The sequence below is a fragment of the Pseudomonas sp. GW821-FHT01A09 genome, from assembly GCF_058986725.1.
In genome coordinates this window covers 235437-259723 of record NZ_JBYSWB010000002.1, presented here as the reverse complement: position 1 = coordinate 259723, position 24287 = coordinate 235437, and the positions used below count along the sequence as shown (strand labels likewise).

Below are 24287 nucleotides of genomic sequence, written 5' to 3'. Positions count from 1 at the left end.
TGTAGATTGTTATTAATTAATTGAGTATGAGGATTCATCATGTCGAAGCTGGCAGAGTTCAAAGCGCTGGAAGCACAACTGGCGGCGCAGTTGCAGCAGCTGGACCAGATGAAAAATGATTCGGGCCTCAAGCGCGAAATCGAGTTCGAGACCAAGCTTCAGGAGCTGCTCGCCGAATACAACGTCGGTCTGAAGCAGGTGATCGCAATTCTGGATCCGCACTACCGTGCAGCCCCGGCTTCGTCGACCGCTTCGGCCGTCAAGTCGCGCAAACCGCGTGAGCTCAAGCGCTACAAGAACCCGCACATCGGCGAAGTGGTCGAGACCAAAGGCGGCAATCACCGCACCCTGAAAGCCTGGAAGCAGGAATTTGGTGGCGACACGGTCGAAAGCTGGCTGGAGTGATCCGGTAAGGCGCTCCTCTGAGGGCCACATGAGCGACAAAGCCCAGCAACGCTGGGCTTTGTTGTTTTCGTGACACTCATCCTTCATGCGCTTTGCGGCAGGTCCTCCTGTTTCCGGTGTTGCAGCTCAAGCAGAAAGTCCGCGGCATCACGGGCATGGCCGCTGGCGCGGAAGATCGCTCGCTTGTCGTCCTTGAGCAGTTTTAACCATGAGGCGATATAGCCCTCATGCCGCAGTTCTCCTTGGATGCCGGTCAGGGCGCATAGAAACGCTGCGCCCATCTCCGCCACCAATTCCTCGAAGGCATATTCGGTGGTACCAAAGCGGTGCTGTCCGACGATGCCTTCGCGTTTGAGCCTTGAATGGTGACCCGTCCAATGGGTCAATTCATGGAGCGCCGTGGCGTAGTAATCGCCTTCAGTGTTGAACTGCGGTTTGGTCGGCAACTGTATGCGGTCGGCGATCGGTTGATAGAACGCTTCATCACCAGGACGGTCATCAATCCGAGCCCCCGAGTCGATCAGCAGTTGCTCTGCCAGGTCGTGGTTCACGAACGGCGAGCCTTCATCGGGGGCGATGGTCTCAACATCCAGGTTCTCGACATTCTCGGTCTGCTCGATGTTGAACAGGCAATGCGTCTTCAGGATCGCGAATTGCACCTGTTTGGCATTGCCCTGTTCATCCAGAACCGGTTGGCCGGTGTCGTCCTGCTGCTCGCGGCTCATCGGTTTGTACAGCACGGCCAAGGTCGCATGTTCATCCTTGAGGATGTGTCCGCCGGCCTTGCGCGCCTGGTTGAAAGTGAGCCATCGATCCTGCGTGTAGCCCTTCAGGCGCGCTTCAGCCCACAGCAAGGGGATGTTGATGCCCGAGTAGGCGCGGCCAGTGACGGCGTTGACAGGGAAGGGCTGGAGCGCCCCGTGGTGCGCGGGTGACCACGGCTTGATCCAAGGAATGACTCCTTGATCGAGCGCGGTGACGATTTTCTGTGTGACGTCGAGGTAGATATCAGACATGGCGTTCTCCAGGATTGAAGAGGGAACGCCTCCCGCTCGGGAAGTGTTCCCGAGCGGGTGAGGGTGGTGCAGTCGGTCAGGCAGAGCCTGGGGGGGGGCAGTGATGCTCGTGGTCGAGGGTAATCAGCAACGCAGGGTGCCGTGCTGGCGAGTGGATGACTTGCAGCAGCAGGGAGAGCGCCCGCGGTGGTTGGTTTCCCGGGACCGGCAACAAGACGTCGAAGCCGATGCTGGATTCGTCAGGCCTCAGTTGATGCAGTTCCAGTGCGGTACGGATCAACGAGCTCAGCCTCTGCTCCTGCAGATCGCTTTGCTCGCGCGGTGGATCAAGCAGAACGGCTTGCTCCCAGGCTAGAGCGGAGCAGACGACCGAGGGGGCATGAGTGGTCTTCATGAGCATGGTGTGGCTTCCTGAAATGACCCTGCGCAGCTTCGTCCGCGAAGCCTTTCGCAGGATGATGAACAGATACGCGCGATGGGGAGGGGACCCCTGGACGCGGAGTGGGCAGTACCGTCAGCAGACGCGAAGGGTGAGTAAGCGCTCATCACCGCGGGGTGACCGTGCGAGCTTCCGAACGCGAATCGCACTTGGGATGAACCGGTCACCGGGTGACTCAACCTTGAAGGTTCGGGCTGTCTGGCTGCGGTTTGCAGCAGGGTGCAATCGAGTATTTAACGTTAAGCCGGGGGAGGGTCAACGCCATTGAGGCGAGACAAAGGGCCTGACGTTCTACCGGATTCCATCGGCGAACCTCGCCGGCATTTGGCCGACAAAAGGTCCATGTCCGCATAACCGCTTTAGGTGTTTGGTGCTGACCACCGATCAAAGAAAAGCCCCTCGAAAGAGGGGCTGAAAAACACGCTAGCGTTTTTTAGATGGCGTATTTTCCACCGCCAGGGTGATGTGTGTTTCGGTCGCTTCCAAGACCAGATCGCCGCCTGTTTCCCAAGCTCTGGCAAGGACGGCGTCCTGCGGGTCAAAGTACTCGGCGAAATCATCACCACCGAGTTCCGCGCGTGCTCTGCTCCACCAGTCGTCAAAGGCATCGACCTCTGGGTTACAGCCTACGGCATACGCCAGATGCTTGCGGGGGCCGTCGGCTACTTTCTCGCCGAACTCGGAGAGCAGGTACACGCCTTGATCCTTGGCTAGAACGATACGGCATTGATGGGTGCGCGCCTCGAGCAGAACCGCGCGCAAGTCGGAGCCGTTGAATTTCAACATGACGGATGTCCTCGATAGAGTCGCGAGGGCATCTGTCCCATGGAGGGAGAACATCCCTCGCATGGAGTGTGTGGTGTGATGTGGCATGGTCGTGGAAACGAGCCCACGGGGGGTGCAGTTAGCGTTCATCACCCGAAGGTGACCGTGCGAGCTACCGAACGCGGATCGCACTTGGGCTGGACCATCACAGGGGTGACTTAGCTTTACAGGTCCTGGCTATTTGGGATGCTGGCTGGCCAGCGCATTGCACCTCTTAGATATCCAGGATGATCCGACGCGTCAATGCTAATTCCCCGTGCCAGCCCGGGGTAGCGTCCACGGAGCTCTATATCGTTTCCCTCGGCTATGCAGACTGACGAGCGGTCAGACATGGACTGCGGTCCGGAGTAGTATTTTCATAACGAATTTTCGGATGGGGCAGATCCCATGGCCATTCAGCAATCGAGTACTTCGCGCGCAATTCCGGCTATTGCTCAAAGCGCCGGCAAGGTCGCAGCAAAGCTGATTCGCGTAACGAAGTGGCTGGAGGTTCGCGCACTTCAGTCGCCAACCCTCGGCTGTATACCGGTGCGGGTCAGAAAGTTGGCATTTGTACTTCTTAAGGTCACTGTCGTTTGTCTAGTCGCGAGCTTCGCAGTATCCGCGTCGGTATTTGTAATCGTATTGTTTGTACTTGCGGCTTTGCCAATCTCATCTGAGGAGGTCGGTCCTTCTATAGTTGATTCGGATCACCCCGATCACTATCTTCGTTATCCAGAGCTATATGATGAGTATGGATCGCTGAAATGAGAGTCTCGGATCCTCATTTCAGTTTTCTGACCGCCCCGGTTAACTGATTCGTTCCTTTGCTTGCCTGAACCTGCGCAGCATCCGAGCCTTTAGTCAGCATTCCCTGGATTCCGCTACCCACGTTGTATCCGGTCCAGCTCATGGCACCGAGAAACATCATGGGTAGCACTATAAACATCGCACCCATCACGTACTCGATCACCTGTGCAGTAACCGTCCCATCCATCACCCCGGATGTGGGAAGGGATAGCAGCACCTGATCCGTCGTCGAAACCTGATTGTACAGGGCATCAAGCATGCTCGAGTCGATCCACCTTGCAAGCTCCCACCAGAAGGTCAGCATGTGCAAGGTGAACAGCGCAAACGTCACCGTCATCACGGTTTTGAGCTGAAAGGTGCTGATCAAAAGCACTAGCGGAAGGCTTATGACCGTCCCCATGATCAGGAACGCTTGAATCATCGGTAGCGCCGAACGTAGTGCGTTCATCGCAGGGAAGTTGCTGAAGGATCCCAAGGCCAAACCAGTGTTGGTTGCCAGATTGTTAAGTCCCTGGTTCACGGAACCGCCACGCGCGCTTGCGCCATAGCTTTGATAGACCTGCCCGGGTGACATGGTCAGCGACTGTTGTTGCGGGCTCACAAGCTGGCGAAGCGTCGCGTCCTCTACTTCGCTTGCTGAGCTTCCCGAGAGCCATCCCTTCAGGGATGTCCATAGCGTCGCATCCACCTGGTTCACCAAGCGATCGCGAAGCCCGATTTCGGGGTCGCTCCACCATTCACGACACCTCGGGTAGCCTGCACCGTTGGGAAGACGAGCCAGGGAGGTGTCCCGTATGTCGTCATAGGGCCAATTCACCCGCGGCGTTCTCGACCGGTCGATGTCGTAATAACCTGCGGTGTTCACTAGGTAACTCGAGCCAATCCACGCAGCGTCGTAGCTTTGGGCCTTATCCAGATCCGGCCGGTTGGTAAACATCCTCGACCTGGAATAGCCGTAGCAATCACGGGTAAAGTCCGCGACCTCCTGGAGTAACACTTGGTCATCGATGCGCGTGGCATCGATATCCATGCGCATCTTGCGAATATCGGGGGCACAGGGAATCGATGCGGTAGCCGCAGCCGTCACCCCTTTACTCAGGGTATGCACTAGGAACCACCAAATCGGTACGGTGGCAGATTTATCGCCGATCGTATTAAACGTCGCGTCCCATGCGGTTTGTGCGGGAGTGGACAGCGATACACCGCAGCGCTGACTGTTCGACGCATCGAGTGTCATCGATGCCAAATTGATTGGCAGTATTGGCATGCAGCCAAACATCAGCGTGACATAGGCAAGCCACAATCGATTCTCTACCCGCGGGATTGAAAGCAGGCCCTTGTTGCCTTCGTCGGCGCCTTGCTGGCGCGCCGAGAGCCATTCCTGAAGGATGATGGCAGCAAACGGGGCCGCATAGAGGCCCGTATCGACCAGGGTGTTCCAGATCCCGTTGTTGATGATCCAGGCCAGTAACGACAGGTAGAACTCGAGATAGCTGTTGGTACTCATGGTCATGGCGTCACCCTTGGATACGATTGAGCTCAACGAGCAGGATGCTGACGAAACCCGCTAGGCCGGTGCGATCGAGCAATCGGCGCCGGGCAGGGTGTTGTTGTCGCTTCCGGTTCGCCCACCAGCCCGTGAATAGGGCGCTGTAAAGCAGTGCTCGGCCGATAGTCAGTCCGATCTCGAAACGCCTGGAGAACTCGCTCCAGCGGATGGCATCGCCAACGGTGCTCAATACGATCCATGCAATGAAGATGGCGCTTACGCAGGCTCCAATGGTGATGAGTACGGCGAGCAGCAGCGACCGAAGCGATGAGCGCATCACGGCCTCCCATGGGCTTTATCAGCTTGTTCCAGGCGGCCGGGTTCTGGATCACGCTGCTCTATGGTCCGAGAGCCCTCGGCCCCTCCCGCATGCCGATCGAGTACCAGGCTTGCGGTGTTGGTGGCCAGCGACTGTCGCACCTGCAGCTCTGTCTGCAGCATCTGCACTTCACGATCAAGTGCGGAGATGTTTTTCTGCAGGGAGTCTTGGGCCGGTGCGGCCGAAGCGACGTTAGGCTCGCGGCTGCCCGCGGCTAATGTGCGTTGGAGCAAGAGGGCTTCGTAGATCACCTTCGAGAGCGCCGTCTCACTGGCCAGCCGGCGCGCCAACACATCCTGGTCGGGATCGTCACGCAACCCCTCGATGACGCCGCGGGACACTGGCAACATCGGACTGGAGACTTTCGCGAGATTTTCAGGAGATGGGTCGGCGCTTCCGGTGAGCAGTTGTTGGAGGCCTTCCAGATGCTGTTCGTAGGTCTCCTGAATCAAGGGAGAAAGACCAGCACCCGCTGTGCTGCGCAAGGTCTCGCAGTCATCGCAGGTGGCCACTTCCGTTTCGCCCAGCACGCGCGTCGCCCATTCCGACGCTTGTTCTGGGGATGACCAAGTTTGGCAGATGGCTCCGCCGTGGCAGTCGTTCATGCTCGAGGTGTCCTCGACCGATCGGTTGTGCAGCAAGTTGTAGCCTGCCCTGACCACGTCGGCGGTGACATGAATGGCACTTTGCGTATGGCCGCCGGCGCGCTGTCCGCCGACCCAGCTCACCCCATTGTTGCCATTGCGGGTCTCGGTGTTGCGTACCGCCGTGACGGCGTCGCCGCCGCTCTGCTCCAGATTGCTCTGCATTTCCTGATTCTTGGCTAGTGCGCCCCAGCCCGCCTGATCGACTTTGTCGGCCATCTTTTCGGCCATGGCCTGACAGGTGAGTTTCGAGCGGTCAAAGTCGATTCGTCCCTGCATGACGCCGTTGCTGAGCAACTCATAAAGCCCTGGATTGGCGCGCTGAATGATCAGCGCCGGTAAGGACATGACCGCCTGGGTGGCGTTTTGGACGACGCTGCCCATGATCTGCTGGAACCCCTCGGTGGCGCCGTTGAGTTGGTTCTGCAAGGTGTTCGACAGGTTCATGTTGCCGCACATCATGTTGGCCCGCCACGAGACGCCCACCCCGAGACCACTCGGGCGAAAAAGCGAGGTCGGTGCGCCAGCTGCCGAGCCACCACCGACCGTGTACATCACGCGGTCGTCAATGATTTCACCCTGATTCCCCAGTCGATAGTCACCCTCAGCCGCATGCGCGGAACGCTCGACGCCAATGCCGGCACACCCAAGCACAGTCGAGAAAAACAGCCGCTGAGCGATCAAGCAAAGGTTCATGAGTCGCCTCCTTCGAAGTCGATACTGAACAGGAAGGTCTGTCCCTCGCGCTTACAGCAGCTGTATGGACGCCACAACGACCAGGCGTAGCCACCGTCTTCGCTCTGTAAGGCTTCGCTGGGGAAGATTGCGCAGGTCATTTGCAATTGCGGGTACAGCAACTGCCACTTGTGCGTGGTGATGTCGTTTTCTTGGATCGGCCCGGGAGGCCAATATCCGTCACGAGCGGTTGGCGTGAGTGGCAGGTAAACATGCGGCTGACCGCTTCGGGTGATGAAGTCGCCAGCGCGCTGGGCCATGACTGCCCCAGCCTTGAAGTCGTCGGGTTGCACCAGGAACCCTTGGCGTGGATAGACATTCCCCCACATCTCACCATTTGCCTGGCTGCCGACTTCGCGCATGCCAGGGACCAACGACTCGGGGTACACCGACTCCGGGATGCCGTAGCGCCAACCCAATGGATCCAGCGTGCTGAGGTAATAGGGCATGAAGGCGGTCGCGCCGCTTGGGCAGGCGTAACCGGACTGGGAGGCCAGTTGAGTCGCTGCTGCGCCGCCGGGATGACCGATGCCGTCGACATTTTTAAAACGGGGAAGATTGTCGCGGAGTGGATTGGGTGTTATCAGATTTCCGCCGCCCTCGGAGCCGGCTATCGGACTCGAAAGCGCCGCGAGCTCGGTCCAAGGGCTGCCCCCGGTATCGGCATAGCTCGACACCACCAGCTCGGGAATGAAATGTCTCACTTTGGTGGACGTGCGGACTTCGCAGCCAAAGTTCGTACAGAACAGCCAGAAGCAGATTCCGACGACGCGGTACTCCAGGCATTGCAGCGATGCCACAGACGAAGTAATTCCTGCAGTTGCAAGCGCAACGGCCCTACTGCTAAAGGCGAGCAGTAGTAACGCGCTGGCTTGGCCGAGTGCACCGCGGCTTCGGAGTTTTGTCTTTAGAGCAGGCGGAGCGTGCATTGGCTGACATCCTCAACAGCGGGTGTTGAAAGGCGTTAGCATCGTCGGAGGTTGAGCACAGAGAAGGTTTTAAATTGAAAACGCGGACCCCGATTATCCGGGGAGAGATGCTCGTTGGACGTCGCGGCACAGAATTACTGAACCAGCTTAACTCCAGCCTCCATGTTTATGCGGTACCGTTGTCAGCGGTCATCTGCTGCAGAACGCCCTCAAGTCGACGTTGGACGGATTACCTACGCGATGAGGATGTCGCCAGAGCCTGCTTCCGGCTGGTTGAATTCTCAGCCAATAGCGGCCGGCCGGATATTTAAGCCAATCAAGCGTTCATAATGTCAATAGGGAACTTGTTATCCCTTTGAAACATGCTCAGCGAGCGCGTCAGGATGAGTTGGTCCATGTCTAATGATGGCCAATTTTCCCACAGTTGTGGCTAGGCAGCGTCGGCTGAATGAGCCAAGCTGAAGCGACCATCCAGCACAAGGATTTGCGGAAATGCGCGTCATAAATCTGAAGATTGAGAATTTTCGTGGTGTGAAGTCGGCTGACCTTACGTTTGACAGGCACACCCTGTTGGTAGGGGGAAACAACGTCGGGAAGAGTACGATTTGCGAAGCCTTGGATCTAGTTCTAAGCCCCGACAGGCTATCCCGCTTTCCCCCGGTTCAAGAATTTGACTTTTACAATGCCTCGTACTTGGATGCTGACGGGGCCATCCCTGTAAAGATCAAGATCGAAGTCATGCTGATAGACCTCAGTGGCGAGGTTGAGCGCACCTGTGGTGCTCATACGGAGCTGTGGCATGTCAAGGAGCAACGCCTGCTGGAGGCTGGTGAGGTGGATGCCGCCGCGCCTCCTGAGGTTATTCGATGCCTGCGCATTGAAACCCAAGCCTTCTACAACCCGGGGGAGGATGAGTTCGAGGCGGACACGTTCTTCTCATACAGCCCCAGCCTCGATGACGGGGAGCTTCAGCGCGTAAAGAAAACGGTGAAGCGGCTGTTTGGATTCATCTATCTCCGGACCTTGCGCACAGGTTCACGTGCTCTCAGTCTTGAACGTGGTTCTCTGCTCGACCTGATCCTCCGGTTGCGAGGCGTACGCACGGGTCTATGGGAAAAGTCCATCAAGCGGCTTCGGGAGCTTGATCCTCCAATTGATTCTGATGCTGCTGACCTTAGACCAGTACTGGATTCGATTGAGGAAAGGCTTGCTCAGTATATATCTGTAGGTGGCGCTGGGAACGTGACCCAGTTGTTCGTTTCGCAGCTGACGAGGGAGCACCTGCGCAAGACGATGTCATTCTTTCTTTCAATTACTGCTGACCAAAAGCCAGTCCCTTTCCAGCATGTAGGGACAGGTACGCTGAACACTCTTGTACTTGCACTGCTGTCATTCATTGCCGAGGTGAAAAAGGACAACGTGATTTTCGCTATGGAAGAGCCTGAGATAGCCCTGCCACCGCATACGCAGCGCCGAATTGCGAAGTACCTATTGGAAGAGACAACTCAGTGCTTTGTGACGTCGCATTCGCCATATGTGATTGAGCGATTTGATCCCTCACAGATCATCATCCTGCGGCGTAATGGTGAGGCAAAGGTGGATTCGACGACCGTAGCATCCGGCACCACGCTGAAAGGCAAGATGTACAAGCGCCATGCGCGCCGTGGACTGGCGGAAGCGATGCTGGGCCCTGGGGTGATTGTTGCGGAGGGGATCACTGAGCACAGTGCCTTGGTTGCAGTCGCTGAAAAGATGGAGCAGGCCAACCCGGATCTGTTCGCCTTGGACCTAGCAGGCATCACAATTTTCCCGGTTGAGGGCGACGGTTCGCTGCCTAATTTCGGTGCTTTTTTCAAGGCTCTCGGGCTCCGAACGTACGCGTTCTATGACTACAAGCCACGCAAGGCAGAGGAAAATCAGAAGTTTGCTGAAGCCTTTGATTTCCGAAACGAGATTCCCTACCCAAACATCGAGCAGCTCCTGGTAACTCAGACACCAGTCGAGCAACAGTGGACATTCCTGTCCGCCCTTCGTGATTCTGGTGATCAGGGGAATATTGGCATTCCTGCCGAGCGCCCTGACGACAAGGGAGTTAAGGACAACATGCTCAAAGCGCTCAAGAGCAATAAGGGGAATGGATATGCAGCCCGGTTGCTGGACCTTTGCGAGCTGCACGAGCTCCCCACTGGCATTACAGATTTCCTAGCGCGCGTTTACAACGACTTTCCTAAACCTGTTCTCGCCGCTCCGCCTGGCGATGAACCAGCTAAAGAGGAAGATGAAGAAGACTTGGTAGACCTCCTATGATTATCTGCGAGCAGCGTCAGACGATTCTGGATGAGAATGGCCACCTCCTTATTGTCGGGGGACCTGGCAGCGGGAAGACCACCATCGCCCTTTACAAGGCCACGAAGATTATTGCTGCTGGATTGAAGCCGGGGCAGTCGATACTCTTTCTCAGTTTTTCTCGGGCTGCGGTGGCACGGGTTGCAGAGGCGTCGAGTCTGCTAGTCGATAAGACGGTACGTTCGCAACTCAGTCTCCAGACCTTCCATTCCTTCTGCTGGTCATTGCTCAAAAGCCATGGCTACCTGCTTGGCTCACCGAAGGGTAAGCTCAAGATCCTGCTGCCTCAAGATGAAAAGGCGTTGTCCGGTGGTGTGAAAGCGCCGAAGAAAGGAGAGCAGGGGACAGCCGAGTGGCTCGCGTGGCAAACCGAGCGGGAGCGGCTATTCGCGGAAGACGGGCAAATTTGTTTTGACTGGTTTGCCCCGAAATCCGGTGAACTGCTCGAAAGGTGTCAGCTGCTCCGTGAGCTGGTAGCTGACATTCATCCTGTGATCATTGTTGATGAGGCTCAAGACACCGGCAATGCGGCTTGGGGCTGCATTGAGAAACTGGCCGACCTCTGCCAAATCATTTGCCTGGCTGATCTTGATCAGCAGATTTTTGACCACTTGGAAGGTGTAGGTCCGGAGCGAATCGAGAAAATCAAAGAGGCTTTAGCACCCGTTTTCGTGGATCTTGGCTCTGACAACAATCGCAGCCCTGGGACAGACATCGCTGCGTTCGGCAATGACATCTTGGCGAAGACGCCGAGTAGAGCCTCATATACCGGTGTTGGTCGCATGCTATACGACCCAAAAAAGGAACCAGTTCAGTGGATACGTGTAGCGCTCGGTCGATTTTTCAGTGGCGCTAAAGCTGATGGTCTGAAATTAGAAAACTTGGTCATCCTCGCAACCACCGGCAGTGGCGTCGCCAAAATTTCAGCCGCCTTAAACGGGGGCGCCAAGCCTATTCCCCACAAAGTGTTGTTCGACGAGGCCGGGGTTCTGCTTTCGGCCAGATTGGCCGCATTCCTTCTGGAGCCCAAGCTTCTTGAGCGGCGTGCAGCTGATATCGCAACCTGCCTCGAATTGCTTTCCTCAATCAGGCGTGCGGATGGAAGTGCTACGGCGATCAAGCAGGCAGCAACCTACCTGATGTGGAGTGCCAACATCGGAGCAGGTAAGCCCCCAAAGACCAATCTCGCGAAGAGCGCAGAAGCACTTATCAATGGTGCTGCTGACCTGGTGCTTACCGGTGATCCTGGCAGGGATTGGATTCAGATCAAAGCGCTGCTCTACCGGACCGGCGTTACTGAGTTCAAACAGGTCGCAGGAGCCCTCGACTATTTGATCGCTTTCAATCGTGGCAAGCGAATCAGTGCGAACCTGTCTGAGATGTGGATGACGTCTGGTGCGTACACCAAAGCCCGTCAGGGGCTGGATAACGCACTGGTGCTGGACCAGTTGCTGGCGGACGGGAACGATACCGGAGGCATACATGTCATGACGATCCACAAATCGAAGGGGAAGCAGTTTGATGCGGTGATCCTGGTTCGCGAAAGCATCAGGCAAGGCGCCAGGGAGTTTCGCTCCTCATTGGTCTGGAGAGGTGATCCACCACCATACGACCGCAGCCGGAAAATCCTTCGCGTTGGGGTTACCCGTGCACGACGTTACGTTCTGATGCTGGAACCGGCATTTCCAGCATGTCCTATTATGTCCGGCTTCAAATTGTGAGGAAGATACGGACACCTTCTAGCCCTGTCGTTACTGAAGCTCACACGGTTTCGCAGGATCATGACATCGGCATGCTGGAAGCATGCACAAGCGTCTAGTCCTGGCCGATAGCCGTGTGTTGCAATCGTCGATGAAGCGCCCTCGATTTTTTACCAGTACTAACCCGGCCGCTAATAGATACCCCGCGCTGTATCGATTTTCCCAGCGACGCGGATGGCTGCGGTAAGTTCGGAGCAGTGCATGGCCTGCATTTCCTGCCAACGCTGCGCCTTTTCCTCCGGCTCCGTCATAGCTAACGCCAAGTACAAGCTCGGTGGGACTACACGAAATAGAGTCTCGACTTTCTTCGATAAGATGACGCCTTCGGTGTACTTGCCGGACGCTTTACTTGCGGTTAGCAAGAGCGCTTTCTGTGCGGGCGTAAGTTTCTTGAAGCGCGCGATCTCCTCAATTTCAGCCGGTGGCATGTTTAGGCATACCCACCATTCGATCATGTTGAGCATGGTCTGAGCGGCATTTGGAAAGTCTGCGAGATTCTGTGTGGCGAGCCAGAACCAGGCCCCAAGCTTGCGCCACATTTTGGTCCCCTTCACCACGAATGGGGCGAGAAGGGGATTCTTGGTAATGATGTGCCCCTCGTCAGTCACCATGATGATTGGGCGGCCAAGATATTGGTCACGCTCGGCGAGGTTGTTCACCGTGTTCATCAGACTGATGTAGCTGATCGACATCTGTGCCTCGTATCCCTCTCGGGCATAGGTCGCGAGGTCGACGATGGTCACATCGCTCTCGGGCCACGGTGTGCCTTCGCGGTCAAACAGCTCACCTTCGAATCCCTGGCAGAACAGATCGATGGATTCAGCCATTTCCTGAGCTCGGTCACGGCGTTTATCAGGCAAGTGTGCGTTGCCGGCCACATGCTGCAGTGCATCACGGATATGTCTCGTTCTGACAGGTGTTCGGGTGACTTGGCAAGCCCTCGCTGCATCCAGAATGCATTCACGGATAAGACTGCGATCGGCGCGGGTGAGCCGAGCATCTTCTTTGGCTTCACCGCCAGTGATCATTAGCCGCGCGGTGATCTCCAGTTCGCCCAGGACATCGCGTTGTTCATCACTGTCATCCTCAGCTTCGTCCAGATCTTCAACTGCCAGAGAGGCTACTTTGTGCGGTTCATCGACCAGACGCCGCGCATCAGCGAAAGGCGCCAGGCTGACGCCGGTACCAGGCTTGAGCTGTATCTTGTTGACCGATAGGCCGAGCGTCGCAAAGTAATCACCCTGCAGCCCAAAGGAATTGCCCGCCTCAACGATGAACAGCCGCGGACGGTAGATCGCCATGACCTGCATCAGCAGCGAGACGAGAGTGGCCGACTTACCAGAGCCAGTGGGACCGAACAATAGCAGGTGCGCGTTCATGGCACGGTCGTGGCGTGACAGCGGGTCCACGGTCAGTGGTGCGCCGCCACGATTGAAGAAGCTCATGCCGGGGTTGCCGGTACCAATGCTACGGCCCCACAGGGGCAGCAGATTGGCCAGGTGCTGGGCAAACATCAGTCGGGTATACCAATTGCGTTTGTCCTGGATGGGGTTATAGGTCATGGGCAGCCAGCGCAGATAGCTGTTACAGGCGGCCACCTCGTCACCTTCGCGCACAGGTTGAAGCCCAGCCGCCAGTAAGACGTTGGCCGCCTGAATTGATCGCTGATGCAGTTCGCGATCGTCTTTACCTCGAAGGTAGAGCGCCAGCGTTCCTCGGTAGAGTTTATGTTGCCGCCCGATGATCGCACGCGCTTGTTCAACGTCCTGTCGGGTCTGAGTGGAGGCGAGGTTCTCGCCAATGGCCTTGTGGGACAGGCGATTGAGTTGTTCCTCGAGCACGTCCTGCGGCGTCACCACCATGGTCAAACTCATGATGGTGTCGTCGGGCAATTGATCGAAGAGCGCGTTCAAGGCCTCACCCTTGCGAGTCTCACCAGTGACCTGGCCGATGTGTGGCGGCTTGCGAAGTTTGTCCACCACCATCACCCGGTGCGGCTGATTGTCGAAGTACCATCGTCCGTGATTCACATCGGACCGAGGTTCGTTGTAGAACAGTCGCTCAGTGAAGTCATGATCGAAGGGCAATTCTAGGGATTCGCCGTCAGACGTCTCGGGATAGGGGACACGGGCGTAGAAGTCAGCGGGCGCCTCATCGGTAAGCGTCGGTGCGGGATTGAACCAAGGCAGAAGCCAGGCGTAGAAAGCTTTACCGTCCACACGCCGTGGTGCAACACCGCAGGCCTGCAGTGATGCAGATATGCGCTCGCAGGCGCGCTCCAGAGATGCGACCGGCGACCCTGCGTCTTCGTCTGAGCTCTGCACGCGGCGATAGATCACCAAGCGAACGCGACGATTGCTGCCACGCCATGGCAGGTGCGAGACAACCGTGTCCTCGAACAATCCTCCAGGTTTGGCAATGGCCTTGAGATGTTGCCGGGTCAGTTCAAGGTAGGCTTCAGTGAAGGCGGTTCCGCGGGCACTCGGCTGGATGTAATCCGACAGCCTTTGCAGGTACGGCGAGAAGTCGCTGTCGTCCTGGCAAAAGAACTGCACCACCCATGGCGCACGATCCAATTCCTCGAAGCTGTCCTGCAGGGCATCTTCGAGGGCATCACGCGCGGTCATCAGCCATTCTGGTTCTCGCCCCTCTGTGCCAATGGGAGTCAGTTCGAACGCGGCACCGACGGAACGGTTGTCGTCGAGCAAAAAGCATTGGCTTTCCTCCAGGTATTCCACCCAGGGAAGATGATCCGTGAAGCTGGGATTAGCATCATAGAACTTTGACTCGTCGCCCTGGGTGGCGCGGCGACGTCGATCATCGCGCCAGGGCTTCCAGAAGGGCCGAGCACCCGCTTGATCCTCCGCCATCACAGGTCATCCACGCGTTCGCCAGGCTGCGCATACTGCACCGTCCGATAGAGCGGAAACACCGTCGAGTACCCTGGCACCGGCGCCTGCTCGGAGCCGCTCAGGTGCGGATAGACATAGAGCACGAGGTCCGGATTAGGCAGTCGAGGGAACAAATTATGAATCTCGGTTTTAGCCGTGCGGGTGTAACTGGCCTGCTCACCGGCATTTGAGGAAGGATCCACCAGCGGGCGTCTTAGCGCGCTGCGTGCATCGAACAACTGCTGCTGGGTGCCGACAGATCCAGCACTGTTCCAGATATCCATCATGGTCTGCTCTCCGTGGGGCAGCATGGCTTCCTTGTCGGTAGAGCAGCCAGCCAAAAATACCAGCAGCAGGCTAGTCGAGATCCAGTGACGAAACCGATGTGCTTTCATGGTTCACCCTCCGGCCCTTGGGCTCGTAGTCGATTGCGATCTCATGGTCCAGGTGCAGCGCCACCTTGGCCGACGGCGGCACATAAACCGCGGCAAAGGCTTCGCCATAGAGCTTGTTGACCCACTCGCGAATATCGCTGATGCCGCCGCTGAGCACCGAGTTCAAAGCGCTGTTGCCGTTGCTCTGAGACATGCCCAGCGCCGTGTTGCCTGAACTGATCACGCTGGTGCTGTTCTGCTCATTGCTCAGCACCGAGGCCAGTCCGGCGCCGGCGGCGGTGATCAGGCTCTGGCTGCCCAGATATTGCTGCGCGTTGGAGCGGCGCTCGCCGGCGATGCAGGGGATACCATAAGGATCCGAGAGAAAGCCCAGGCCGCCGCGGATTTTTTCGGTGCTGCTGGACTGTGTAGCGGCCGTATTGCGGTTGACCACTGCTTGCGGCTGCGGGACGGTGCGCACGGTGCCGTCTTGAAAGACGAAAGTGATCGATTCGACTTGGCCGCGTACGCATGACAGGGTCCAATCACCTGAAGCCGTGCCGCTCATGACCGCTCCTGCCACGTCGGGCAGATCGATGCCGTTGGCGGTGAGATTCTCCGGACCGACCAGCACCTTGAAGGGGTAGGGGTCGTTGACGGTACCGTCCACTGGCACCCGGCCGATCAGTGCGGTCATCGCCACCGATCCCATGAGGGTCGAGTTTTCGGGAATGGTGTAGACGGGGCGGGCACCCTCAGTGCGGTCGGTCTTGCCGTCCAGGTCGCGCTCGCCCTTCGAGGTGGCGCGGAGTTGTTTTTGGCCACGATCGATGGCGTTGTCTTTCAACCCGTCGAGCTTGAACTGCGAGGGAAGGTTGGACAGCGCAGTCGAGCCTTCGCCGGGCTTGGCGGAAGCGGCTCTGTCCGAGGGTTCGACCCAGCGCATGGCATCGTTCTCGCTGACCGCTGACTTGAATCGGTCCCCATCGCCGGGTTCCAGGCCGAATCCCACTGGCAGATCATCGTTCTTTCCCCCCAATCCGGAGAGTTGATCCTTCAACTGGGACAACAAGGACTTGGCCTCGCGGTTGTCCTGCTCGGCTTTCTGGCGTGCCGCATCGGCTTGCTTGCGCTCCTCGCTGACCTGCTGCGTCACGCTGCCGAATGCTGATTGAATACGGGTATCGATGCTCCCTTCGCGTGTGCGCAGACGATTGTTCTCCGATTGCAGGGAATCGTTGCTTTTCTTCAGTGACAGCATCTCGGTGCGCATCGCTTTGACCTGTCCCACCAGCGTTGCGACCGTGTCGCGGGGGGTGTCACCGGCGATGCCCAAGGACTTCGCTTGGTCGGCGGTCAGTTGCACCGGCTCCGCTTCCGCTGAGACGGTAGAGCTAGAGGTTGGGGCATCGCTGACCCAAGAGCGGAGAATAATCAGCACCACGGCCACCAGGGCGCCTGGTACGAGCCACTTAAGCAGTGCGTTAGCCTTCATGGTCGTCACCTACAGGCGGGGTCGGTGGCAGCAGAACGGCTTGATCCAGGCCACTGCCGCGCGTAATCAGATAGGCGACGGTGGTGTCTTCGGCGGTCCCGGATCGACCCAGTGTCGAGTGTTGGAAAGCAGCACCGAACAATTCAGCTTGCAGTTCGCGAGGATCCAGCTCAATAACCTGAAGGCTTAGATTCTTGATCTTCACGGCGGTTACCCAGAAGTCATCGAGTCGCCAGGCGGACAGCGGGGTGATCGCAACGTGTTGGGTGGGAAGCAAATGGCGCAAGTCGGTGGGGACCTTCAACGCCATACGTCGAACGCCGGGAAGCGGTTCGACTGTGCGCAAGGGCGCATACAAGTTTTGGGCGGCGTAACGGGTCAGGGCGACGGGAACGGGCGTACGCTGCGGTGGACGTTCGGATCTACCTGTTCCACCGGCTTCAGTGGTCGAAGATGTGGTCGCGATTTGAATAGGTTCCAAAGCGCGCTCGCCGGGTTGAGCGTCCACATCCAGCAAAATGATTTCGCCGGTGCTGATCGATTGCAGTTGGAGCCGCGTTGGCCCGATCAAGTCAGACGGCAGCAGATACACCGTGCCTCCGATCGACTGCACTCGCAGCTTGCCGGCAATGCCCCCCGGCATGCCGACTCGGACGTCCTGGTCGACAAAGATAATGCGTTCCTGTCCAACGATCAGGGGTACGGCGATCGGTAGGCGGTCCCATTGTTTGACCTCGACGGCCTGGGCGCCAGTGCTGATCCCCAGGCACAGCGCTAGCAGAGTGCGCCACGAATGTGGGTTCATGAATCACCTCCCGGCAATATCAGCTTCTGTGGTGTACCTTGGTAGCAGTCGAGCGCCAGGCCCCATTTGTTCCGTTCGGGATCAATGTCAAAGCGGATGACCCGCAATGGATAACGCACCACAACGCGCTTTACCGGTTCCGCGGCGTAATACTCGTCGGCGTTTAGATCCAGTTTCACCAACCAGGAATCTGCGTCGAGTTGGGCGACCCGCAACTCGGGGTCGTCGCTGTACCCGCGGCCAAGTACTTCATAAACCCCCCGCACTCGATCGCGCAGTTCGCCGGCGGCCTTGCGAAACTCGAAGTCGCCTTCCAGGAACGTTCTGCACGAAGGTGTCAGGTAGGACTGCAAGGCATAGATGGCGCGTTGATAATCAGCTTCACCATCCGTGGGCCAACGGTTGAGCTGGCCGAAGATGTACAGCGCAAACGAGTAGATGTTCTCGGGAGGCACGTCCCACCATTTGCGCGTGCTGCCTGAGCGCAGGTCCGGTGGCACATGTACCGTCAGCGAGGTCGGCGCAGACTGCCAGCCATACCACAGGCCGGCGCACACGAGGGTCAGCGCAACCACCCCCATGCGTAGACTGATGATATGAGCCTGCTGGGCATCCACCTTGTTGCGGAATCGGCTCATGGTCTTGGTCCTCGCAGGCGGCGCGTACGACGAACCATCCAAGGGCCGGAATGGATTACCAGTGCCTCCTGGCCGATGTGCCAACGAACGGCCAACTGCCATTGCAGGTTGCGGTACAGCCAGGTCTCAGGGCGCGCACGCTTGGCGCGGCGCAGCAGGGTGCCGCTGACCAAGAGGATGATCGCCATGCCGACAATCATTCCCGTAGGCGCCATGGCGATCGACGACGTGACGATCGCCAGCGGCACGCCGAAAACAAGGCCGATCACTGCGCCGGCACCCAATGACACCCACATTTCGTCGTTGGTGAGCCCGCGCAGTACGGCAGGATCCCGGTTCAAACGCTCTGGCAGGAAGCTCAAGGTGCCATCTGCCAGGCGAGCGATATCGTCACTCATGTGGGCCTCACAGAATGGTGGCGGCTTTGTCGAGGAACCAGAGAATGATCACCACCAACAGAGCTCCGATCCCGACCACCGCGCCCAGATCCTTCCAGGTCTTGCGCTGGTTTTGCACGTCGGCGTAGACCGTCAGGGAGTGCCAGGCGACCCCCAGAAAGGCCAGTACGGCGATGAGCAGCCCGATCATGATGCCGCCGTCATAGGCGTAGTTCTTGATGGTCTCAATCAAGCCGCCGCCTTCGCCGCGAGAGGGCGCTTCCATGGCGGGCAACTCGGCCAACGCCATGCCTGGCCCTAGAATAAGGACCAAGCCGAAAGCCTGCTGCTTGGCTTGTGTGTAGCGGGATTTGATCAGCGCAGTGTTGAGGACGGTGGGGATCATGGCATTACCTCCAGGGCATCAGGACAACGTGAAAAACATCAGGACCAACAATGCGACGGACACCCGGGCGGCACTGCCGCCCAGTGCCCCGAAACTCACATGACCCACTGCCCAGCCTCGGTAGCCGGTCCACAACGCCCAGCTACACCAAAGCAGCGCGATCACCAGCGTCAGCGAAATCCAGAGCCCGGAGCTCAGCTGCGGGGTATAGCCGGCGGCGCCTTGGAAGGCGGCGGTTTGTGCATCGCTCATGCTCATGGCGATGACTCGCGGGCGGGCTCGGTGGTGTAATCGCCGATCAGTTCGGTGGGATCGGCAGGTTGGGCACGGCGAGGGGATAGATAATCCTGGAGGCCTGCCTCGATACGCCGAAGGTCCTGGCGAAACCGGGGGTAATCAAATCGGTAGCGCGCAGTCGAGTTCGACGATTGGTCGGCACGCTGCGCGATCTGATTGATCGTTCGGATTTGCTGAATGATGAGGTCCAGTTCTGCGCGTTCATCGCCGGCATACGCCATCGCATTGAGGGATGCCAGAGTGGTTAGGCTGAGCAGATAGCTTCTAAGTTTCAGCACAGGCATAAGGCTCGTCTCAGTGGGTACTGAGCGAGAGCCTATGGGTTTTTAGTCACTGCAACCTTGAATAAAGTGAATAGGAGTAGCCCAAATAAGTTTTGAGTGATACGTCAGGGGGCAACATTGCATTGCGGTGTGCAGCCGTCAGGGTGGCTGGGGTCCTCAAGTGGAGGATAAGTTTATCCGAAGGGAATCCGTAGTGGCTGGTAGTCGTTATTAGTCTTTTGGTCTCAATGGTATAAAGAAAGGCAGCTCTTGCTCTATGTGTCCATGCCCGTCCGGTGCTCGAGGGATGAACTGGCCTTCTTTGCAATAGCCACCCAATACAGCCATCTGTCCGATCACTGCATACACTTGTTGCATGACCGCGCGCTTTGCTTTTGAGTCGTCATCAGTAAAGCATTTGGTGATAGGAGCCTTTAAGTCGAAGTCTAAAGTCGGTGGGGAAGAGTCAACGCACGCCACGTTTAGCATGCTTTGTGTCAATCCAATAGCGCCTTTGAAATTTGCTCCGGAAATGTTGGATTTGTCCAGCTTTGCATTGTTAAATTTTGCTCCGGAAAGGTTGGTGTTCTGTAGTTCCGTAAGAGTAAGGTCCGCATCTGTGAAGTCGGACTGAGATAGGTCTGATCGCGAAAATTCTGATCCGTTTAATGTGACATTTTTAAAGCTCGCCCATCTGACAATGGAGTCGGAGAAATCTGTAGAAAGCATATTTGAATTGTCAAATATCGCACTATCTGCTGTCACTCTCGCGTAAGATGAGGCGTTGAGCTCACTTTGTGAAAAGTCAGCCATATACAATTGCGATTCGAGGAATTTAGCCCCGGTTGCGTGCATTGATTGGCCATTAATTCGACTTAAATTTAGCTTTGACATATCCTGGCACCGAAGAGTGGCACCGCTGAGGTCCATCCCGTCTAGAGGGAGTTTCGCAGCTCTTATTGCAGATATCGATTCAGCGAATGTGGGAGGGAGCGAAGCGTTCCTGGCGGAATGGACTACTCTTAAGGATTTTTCCAATAACGTTTCCGAGTCTGGTTTGTAAAAAAACAAACCGGTAAACGCTGTACAGATAATCAATATACTAACCGCGCTGCCGATCTTTAGGTGATAGCTTCTTCTATTGCGGCGGGTCTCTTCATCTAGTAATGCTCTCACAGCGTTGATGGTGACGCACTTATTTTCTATGAGCCGAGAAGGAAGGCCTGCTGGAGATGTGATGGATGTGAGAATATCAAGTCCCGGTAGATCTAGGGTGCTAGCTTGTTCCACTCGTTGAAAAATGAGATTTCCTAGTTTTTGAAGTTTAGATATCGAGAGTCCATCAAGTAGGGGAAGGGAAAATAGGTCGGCTGCCAGGCCCTCACGAAAGTCCTCTAGACTACGTCCTTTGATGAACTCAAGTTTGAAGATTATGCTTCTGGTGATGCTTATGGTTTGCCCAATAGATTTGGACAGTTTTTCTAGTTCTTCTATGCTCGATAATGCTTCATCTTTATTGGTGGAGCTATCGATAGCTTCTCTGAGTGATACCAGGCTGATCTGTTGTTTGGGGCTTGGTGGTGAGGATTCTGATGGGATATATGGAGGTGTGTTAGAGTAGATAAAATAATTTTGTATGTGTCTGCCGAAATCATTTTCAAGTTTTCCAAATTTCGTAATGGCTTTTACAATTTCTTTATCGCGGAGTGTCCATTTTTTGGTGGACTCTCTGGTTTTTACTTGGAAAATATCATATTTTCCGCTATGGTTTACGCCTATGATATCGTCATGGTGTTCGAACCAAAATTCTTTATAGTTATCCCTTTTTAGCGCGTCGCAGATAAGCGTTACTCCCGCCGCAGTTTGATATGCGTAGGCCCTGCGTACTTCGGATGCAATATCCATCGAGATCGTCGGTTTTAATCCAAGCGGTATAGAGTTATATTTTAACTGGTTTTGTGAATTCAATGTGTGCTCTCCCATGAGAGCTAAAGTGTGAAGCTACTGCAGGTCAATTTCAACCCGCAACATCCCCCAGTGCGAGAAAAAAAAGTGCGCGCTAGCGCTTTGCGCTAATTGGTCTGGCTATCACAGGTATTTTTTAAAGGTCGAAGTTGTGACGGCCACCATGACGCCTAGCAGGGCAGCGCATGGTATGAATACCCATAGCGGGTTTACACTGGTCGGCAACGACAGATAGATAATCCAGGGCATAAACATCAGGGGAATGAGCGATCGCTTGGCCCGGTGATAGATAAAGCTGCTCTCACGGCCGGCGCCGAACTTTCTCAAGTCCCGGCGCATCAGTCCGTCGACCAGCCCCGTCAGCGTCGCGAGCAAAAACAGCGGTGTCGCTAACGTCAGCACCACCAGGCGCACCGCAAAAGTCATCGTCGTGTAGACCGCGGCGAGGATATAGTCCTTCGTGAGCACATACATGCCGCCGACCCACGCCCAGAAGCTATCGGATTGACCGATCTCGCCGGCGCGAGCATCCAGGTGCGCTAGCCCGGTTCGCTCGATGAGCCACTCCTCCAGAAGGGTTAAAACCTTCAGCGTCTCTGCACCCGGTTGCTCAACAATGAGCGAGTTCTTGAAGTGGCTGCTGAGCCACGCGAGCTCGCTGTCGAGCATCGCATAACTGTGGTGCCAGCCTTGCTCCGGCCAGAACCAGATCAGCCCTATGTATTCCATGATGATCGACGCCAGCAAGGACATGAAGAGCAGTCCGATGATTTTTAGCACGCCGGCAATGAACGACATGATCAGGCCAGGACGTTGCTGCGGTGGGGCCTGCCGCGGCGGATCGGCGCTCACGGTACTAGCCGCTTGCATAGGGACTGTGCAATACCGCTATCCACGTCGGCGTCCAGGCGGGGGTTGCTCTGGGTCATAGTCCACGGTCGGACCACCGCCGCTGGCGGTCCACCACTTGTTCGCGTGGGCGTTGTACGCCGCACGCATGCGGGTGGCAAGTTCCTGCAGGTCCTTGGGCATGGCATCGTCATCCGCCGGTTTAGGCAGGGGCATCCGCACCTTCCAGAGCTGTCCGCCTTCTTGGAAGGAAAACATTTGGCCCTTGGGCAGACTGACGATGTGCGCGGGTTCGATCAGCGGCACGGCAGTGGTGCTGACGCGATCCTGGGAGGACGAGGTGAAGTCGGTATGGGCATCGGGATCCGCGGTATCAGTGGCGCCCGAGACCAGGGTGCGTGTCTGCACATTGACCCGGGGCAGTTGGTGCGTGAGCAGCTCGGCGGTCGCGGTCTCGCGCACACGAAGCATTTGCAGCGTGTTGAAGTTGCCGATGACCTGACCGGCCTTGGCGCGATTGCCGATCCTGGCTTCGATATCGCTCAAGGTCTGGGTATAGGCTGTCACCTGGATACCGGCGCCACCGCCCTTGTTGATCAGCGGAATGAACTCATCGCCCATCAGCTCGTTGAACTCATCGGCGTGCAGATTGATCGGGAGTTTTTGCCCGGAGGCATCGGCGCCCGGCAGGCCATGGTCAACGCCATGTTTGTAGATATGACCCGCGACCGACACCAGGTCCGCGAACATGGAGTTGCCGACTGCCGCGGCCACTTCTGCGTCGGTGAGGGCATCCAGGCCGACGTAAACAATGCCTCGTTTGCGGATGATCTGCATCCAATCGAAGATCGGCCGCGGATCCTCGAGGTCGGTGTAGTTGGGGGCTAGCAACTGCGCGGTCTTGCCGCTGGTGAGCTTTTCCAGCAATGGCAGTAGGGAAGCCACGATCTTGTCGAAGTAGGTGCGGTCATAGCGTACCGCCGAGCGCAGACCATCCATGACCGGATCAAAGATGCGCTTGGCGGCCAGGTATTGCTCGATCGCTACCACACGCTTTTCGCGCCCGACCATGTGCCGCGGGACGTTCTTCTCATTGAGCTTGCCCTCGATTTCCACAATGGCTTCCCAGGCACTGGCATCATGCCGGGCAAAGAACTGCTGGGCGTATTCGATGAACAAGGCGTCGATGTTCACCACGTGTCGCTGGATCAGCAGATAGTCAGGCCGGCGACCCAGCTCGACCAGCGCGCGGGCGATGATGTTGACGAAGCGCCAGGCAAATTCGCGAAACGCCGCCGAGTTGCCTTCGCCGCTCAGTTGGCCGGCAATGCGGGTGGCCACCTCTGAGATGCGGCCGAAACGACCGACTGCGTTGTAACGCGCGGAGATGTCGGGCCAGCCCAGGTGAAAGACATAGAATTCCTTTTCACGACCGGCCCTGCGCGACTCGACGTACATGCGCTTGAGCAGATCGGCATCGCCCTTGGGATCGAACACGATCACCACCTCGGGCGCTTTCCGGTGGATATCCTGGGTGATGTACACCTCTGCCAATCGCGTTTTACCGACCCGTGTGGTGCCTAGCACCAGGGTGTGTCCAACGCGTTCGCCCAGCGGCAGGCTGACTTCGGTTTCGTTGGGTTCGACCCCATGCAGCAGCGGCGAGCCACCCACCGGCGGCAGCGGTCTGACGGGGTTGAGGGCGCTGTCCCAGGCAGTGGCGCGGCCCAGGAGAGTGAGCGGGTAGGGCGCCCATTCCAGGCGCCTTTCGAGGTGCCGCGCCATGCGATGGGGTAACGATTGGTTTACGTAACGGGCGACATCCGGATCCTGAGCTTCGACCAGGCGCTGTGTGTGAAGGCGGGTCCAGCGAAAGCCCCTGCCCATGAACAGTCGTTTACGGCTCACCGGTATTTGGCGGCTGGTCAGCTCGTAGCGGGGCAGGCGCCGGATATTGCGCCGGTAGCGCAGCACCATGCGCGCTTCATTGAGCCGCTTGAGGCCGAAGGCTGTGTAGGCCATGGCCATCCCGGCGCCGATCTCCGGAGAGAGCGCGACAGCCCAAGGGGAGTGCAGGCACAGCGCAGCGGCCCCTCCGCAGACCGCCACGGTGTACAGCTCGACGGCGGGGCGTAGCAACGACTCCATCACGTGATCGGCCATGACGGGTA

The 24287-nt window shown here is 57.2% G+C and carries 23 protein-coding genes; 4 read left to right on the top strand and 19 right to left on the bottom strand.

All coding sequences use genetic code 11. The features are described 5' to 3' along the window. Positions 1–39: 39 nt before the first annotated feature. On the top strand, positions 40–405 hold the full coding sequence (locus AC3WJP_RS03450) for a histone-like nucleoid-structuring protein, MvaT/MvaU family (RefSeq protein ID WP_493719831.1): 366 nt from the start codon (positions 40–42) through the stop codon (positions 403–405). An 83-nt stretch (positions 406–488) separates the two neighbouring features. Here the strand turns inward: AC3WJP_RS03450 and AC3WJP_RS03445 are convergent, their stop codons facing one another. The 3 genes from AC3WJP_RS03445 to AC3WJP_RS03435 all read right to left on the bottom strand — a co-directional run bounded on the left by AC3WJP_RS03445 (position 489) and on the right by AC3WJP_RS03435 (position 2646). After that, the gene (locus AC3WJP_RS03445) at positions 489–1421 is read right to left on the bottom strand and encodes an ArdC family protein (protein WP_493719830.1); all 933 of its coding nucleotides are present in this window, start codon (positions 1419–1421) and stop codon (positions 489–491) included. 76 nt (positions 1422–1497) lie between these two features. Next, on the bottom strand, positions 1498–1821 hold the full coding sequence (locus AC3WJP_RS03440) for a hypothetical protein (protein WP_493719829.1): 324 nt from the start codon (positions 1819–1821) through the stop codon (positions 1498–1500). 462 nt (positions 1822–2283) lie between these two features. Next, on the bottom strand, positions 2284–2646 hold the full coding sequence (locus AC3WJP_RS03435; RefSeq protein WP_177145879.1) for a DUF3085 domain-containing protein: 363 nt from the start codon (positions 2644–2646) through the stop codon (positions 2284–2286). A 426-nt stretch (positions 2647–3072) separates the two neighbouring features. On the opposite strand from AC3WJP_RS03435, the gene AC3WJP_RS03430 reads away from it, so the two are divergent. After that, positions 3073–3435, top strand: coding sequence for a hypothetical protein (locus AC3WJP_RS03430; protein WP_493719828.1), 363 nt, complete (start codon positions 3073–3075; stop codon positions 3433–3435). A gap of 13 nt (positions 3436–3448) precedes the next feature. Here the strand turns inward: AC3WJP_RS03430 and AC3WJP_RS03425 are convergent, their stop codons facing one another. Genes AC3WJP_RS03425 through AC3WJP_RS03410 form a run of 4 tightly spaced genes read right to left on the bottom strand, consistent with a single transcriptional unit; the run spans position 3449 to position 7650 of the window. After that, positions 3449–4987: a conjugal transfer protein TraG N-terminal domain-containing protein gene (locus tag AC3WJP_RS03425; protein ID WP_493719827.1), complete on the bottom strand. Its 1539-nt coding sequence runs from the start codon at positions 4985–4987 to the stop codon at positions 3449–3451. Between the two features lie 4 nt (positions 4988–4991). After that, a complete protein-coding gene (locus tag AC3WJP_RS03420; protein WP_493719826.1) occupies positions 4992–5300 on the bottom strand; it encodes a hypothetical protein in 309 nt (102 codons plus the stop codon). Beyond that, positions 5300–6682 (bottom strand): integrating conjugative element protein, encoded by a 1383-nt coding sequence (locus AC3WJP_RS03415; protein WP_493719825.1) that lies wholly within the window; start codon positions 6680–6682, stop codon positions 5300–5302. The genes AC3WJP_RS03420 and AC3WJP_RS03415 overlap by 1 nt, the downstream gene beginning before the upstream one ends. Then, positions 6679–7650: a TIGR03756 family integrating conjugative element protein gene (locus AC3WJP_RS03410; RefSeq protein ID WP_493719824.1), complete on the bottom strand. Its 972-nt coding sequence runs from the start codon at positions 7648–7650 to the stop codon at positions 6679–6681. The genes AC3WJP_RS03415 and AC3WJP_RS03410 overlap by 4 nt, the downstream gene beginning before the upstream one ends. Positions 7651–8142: 492 nt before the next feature. Here AC3WJP_RS03410 and AC3WJP_RS03405 point away from each other — a divergent pair, with 492 nt between their 5' ends. Further along, complete coding sequence (locus AC3WJP_RS03405; RefSeq protein ID WP_493719823.1) at positions 8143–9957, top strand: ATP-dependent nuclease; 1815 nt, start codon at positions 8143–8145, stop codon at positions 9955–9957. Beyond that, on the top strand, positions 9954–11717 hold the full coding sequence (locus AC3WJP_RS03400; RefSeq protein ID WP_493719822.1) for a UvrD-helicase domain-containing protein: 1764 nt from the start codon (positions 9954–9956) through the stop codon (positions 11715–11717). The genes AC3WJP_RS03405 and AC3WJP_RS03400 overlap by 4 nt, the downstream gene beginning before the upstream one ends. A 170-nt stretch (positions 11718–11887) precedes the next feature. On the opposite strand, the gene AC3WJP_RS03395 is transcribed toward AC3WJP_RS03400, so the two are convergent. The 12 genes from AC3WJP_RS03395 to traD form a co-directional block, all read right to left on the bottom strand. Beyond that, positions 11888–14626: a conjugative transfer ATPase gene (locus AC3WJP_RS03395; protein ID WP_493719821.1), complete on the bottom strand. Its 2739-nt coding sequence runs from the start codon at positions 14624–14626 to the stop codon at positions 11888–11890. Next, on the bottom strand, positions 14626–15042 hold the full coding sequence (locus tag AC3WJP_RS03390; RefSeq protein WP_493719820.1) for a TIGR03751 family conjugal transfer lipoprotein: 417 nt from the start codon (positions 15040–15042) through the stop codon (positions 14626–14628). Before AC3WJP_RS03390 ends, AC3WJP_RS03395 begins: the two co-directional genes overlap by 1 nt. Then, entirely contained in the window at positions 15005–16516 is a 1512-nt protein-coding gene (locus tag AC3WJP_RS03385) for a TIGR03752 family integrating conjugative element protein (RefSeq protein ID WP_493719819.1), read from the bottom strand. The genes AC3WJP_RS03390 and AC3WJP_RS03385 overlap by 38 nt, the downstream gene beginning before the upstream one ends. Beyond that, positions 16506–17321 (bottom strand): TIGR03749 family integrating conjugative element protein, encoded by an 816-nt coding sequence (locus AC3WJP_RS03380; RefSeq protein WP_493719818.1) that lies wholly within the window; start codon positions 17319–17321, stop codon positions 16506–16508. Before AC3WJP_RS03380 ends, AC3WJP_RS03385 begins: the two co-directional genes overlap by 11 nt. Next, complete coding sequence (locus AC3WJP_RS03375) at positions 17318–17959, bottom strand: PFL_4703 family integrating conjugative element protein (RefSeq protein ID WP_338743833.1); 642 nt, start codon at positions 17957–17959, stop codon at positions 17318–17320. The genes AC3WJP_RS03380 and AC3WJP_RS03375 overlap by 4 nt, the downstream gene beginning before the upstream one ends. Further along, a complete protein-coding gene (locus AC3WJP_RS03370; protein ID WP_493719817.1) occupies positions 17956–18357 on the bottom strand; it encodes a TIGR03750 family conjugal transfer protein in 402 nt (133 codons plus the stop codon). Before AC3WJP_RS03370 ends, AC3WJP_RS03375 begins: the two co-directional genes overlap by 4 nt. A 7-nt stretch (positions 18358–18364) precedes the next feature. Continuing rightward, complete coding sequence (locus tag AC3WJP_RS03365) at positions 18365–18742, bottom strand: TIGR03745 family integrating conjugative element membrane protein (RefSeq protein WP_236470415.1); 378 nt, start codon at positions 18740–18742, stop codon at positions 18365–18367. A gap of 18 nt (positions 18743–18760) precedes the next feature. Beyond that, on the bottom strand, positions 18761–19000 hold the full coding sequence (locus AC3WJP_RS03360; protein ID WP_493719816.1) for a TIGR03758 family integrating conjugative element protein: 240 nt from the start codon (positions 18998–19000) through the stop codon (positions 18761–18763). Further along, entirely contained in the window at positions 18997–19323 is a 327-nt protein-coding gene (locus tag AC3WJP_RS03355) for an integrative conjugative element protein, RAQPRD family (protein WP_493719815.1), read from the bottom strand. The genes AC3WJP_RS03360 and AC3WJP_RS03355 overlap by 4 nt, the downstream gene beginning before the upstream one ends. Before the next feature lie 210 nt (positions 19324–19533). Next, the gene (locus tag AC3WJP_RS03350; RefSeq protein WP_493719814.1) at positions 19534–21270 is read right to left on the bottom strand and encodes a dsDNA nuclease domain-containing protein; all 1737 of its coding nucleotides are present in this window, start codon (positions 21268–21270) and stop codon (positions 19534–19536) included. Between the two features lie 120 nt (positions 21271–21390). After that, the gene (locus tag AC3WJP_RS03345) at positions 21391–22137 is read right to left on the bottom strand and encodes a TIGR03747 family integrating conjugative element membrane protein (protein WP_493719813.1); all 747 of its coding nucleotides are present in this window, start codon (positions 22135–22137) and stop codon (positions 21391–21393) included. 18 nt (positions 22138–22155) lie between these two features. Next, positions 22156–24279, bottom strand: a complete 2124-nt coding sequence (gene traD / locus AC3WJP_RS03340; RefSeq protein WP_493719812.1) for a type IV conjugative transfer system coupling protein TraD — start codon at positions 24277–24279, stop codon at positions 22156–22158. Positions 24280–24287 lie beyond the last annotated feature (8 nt).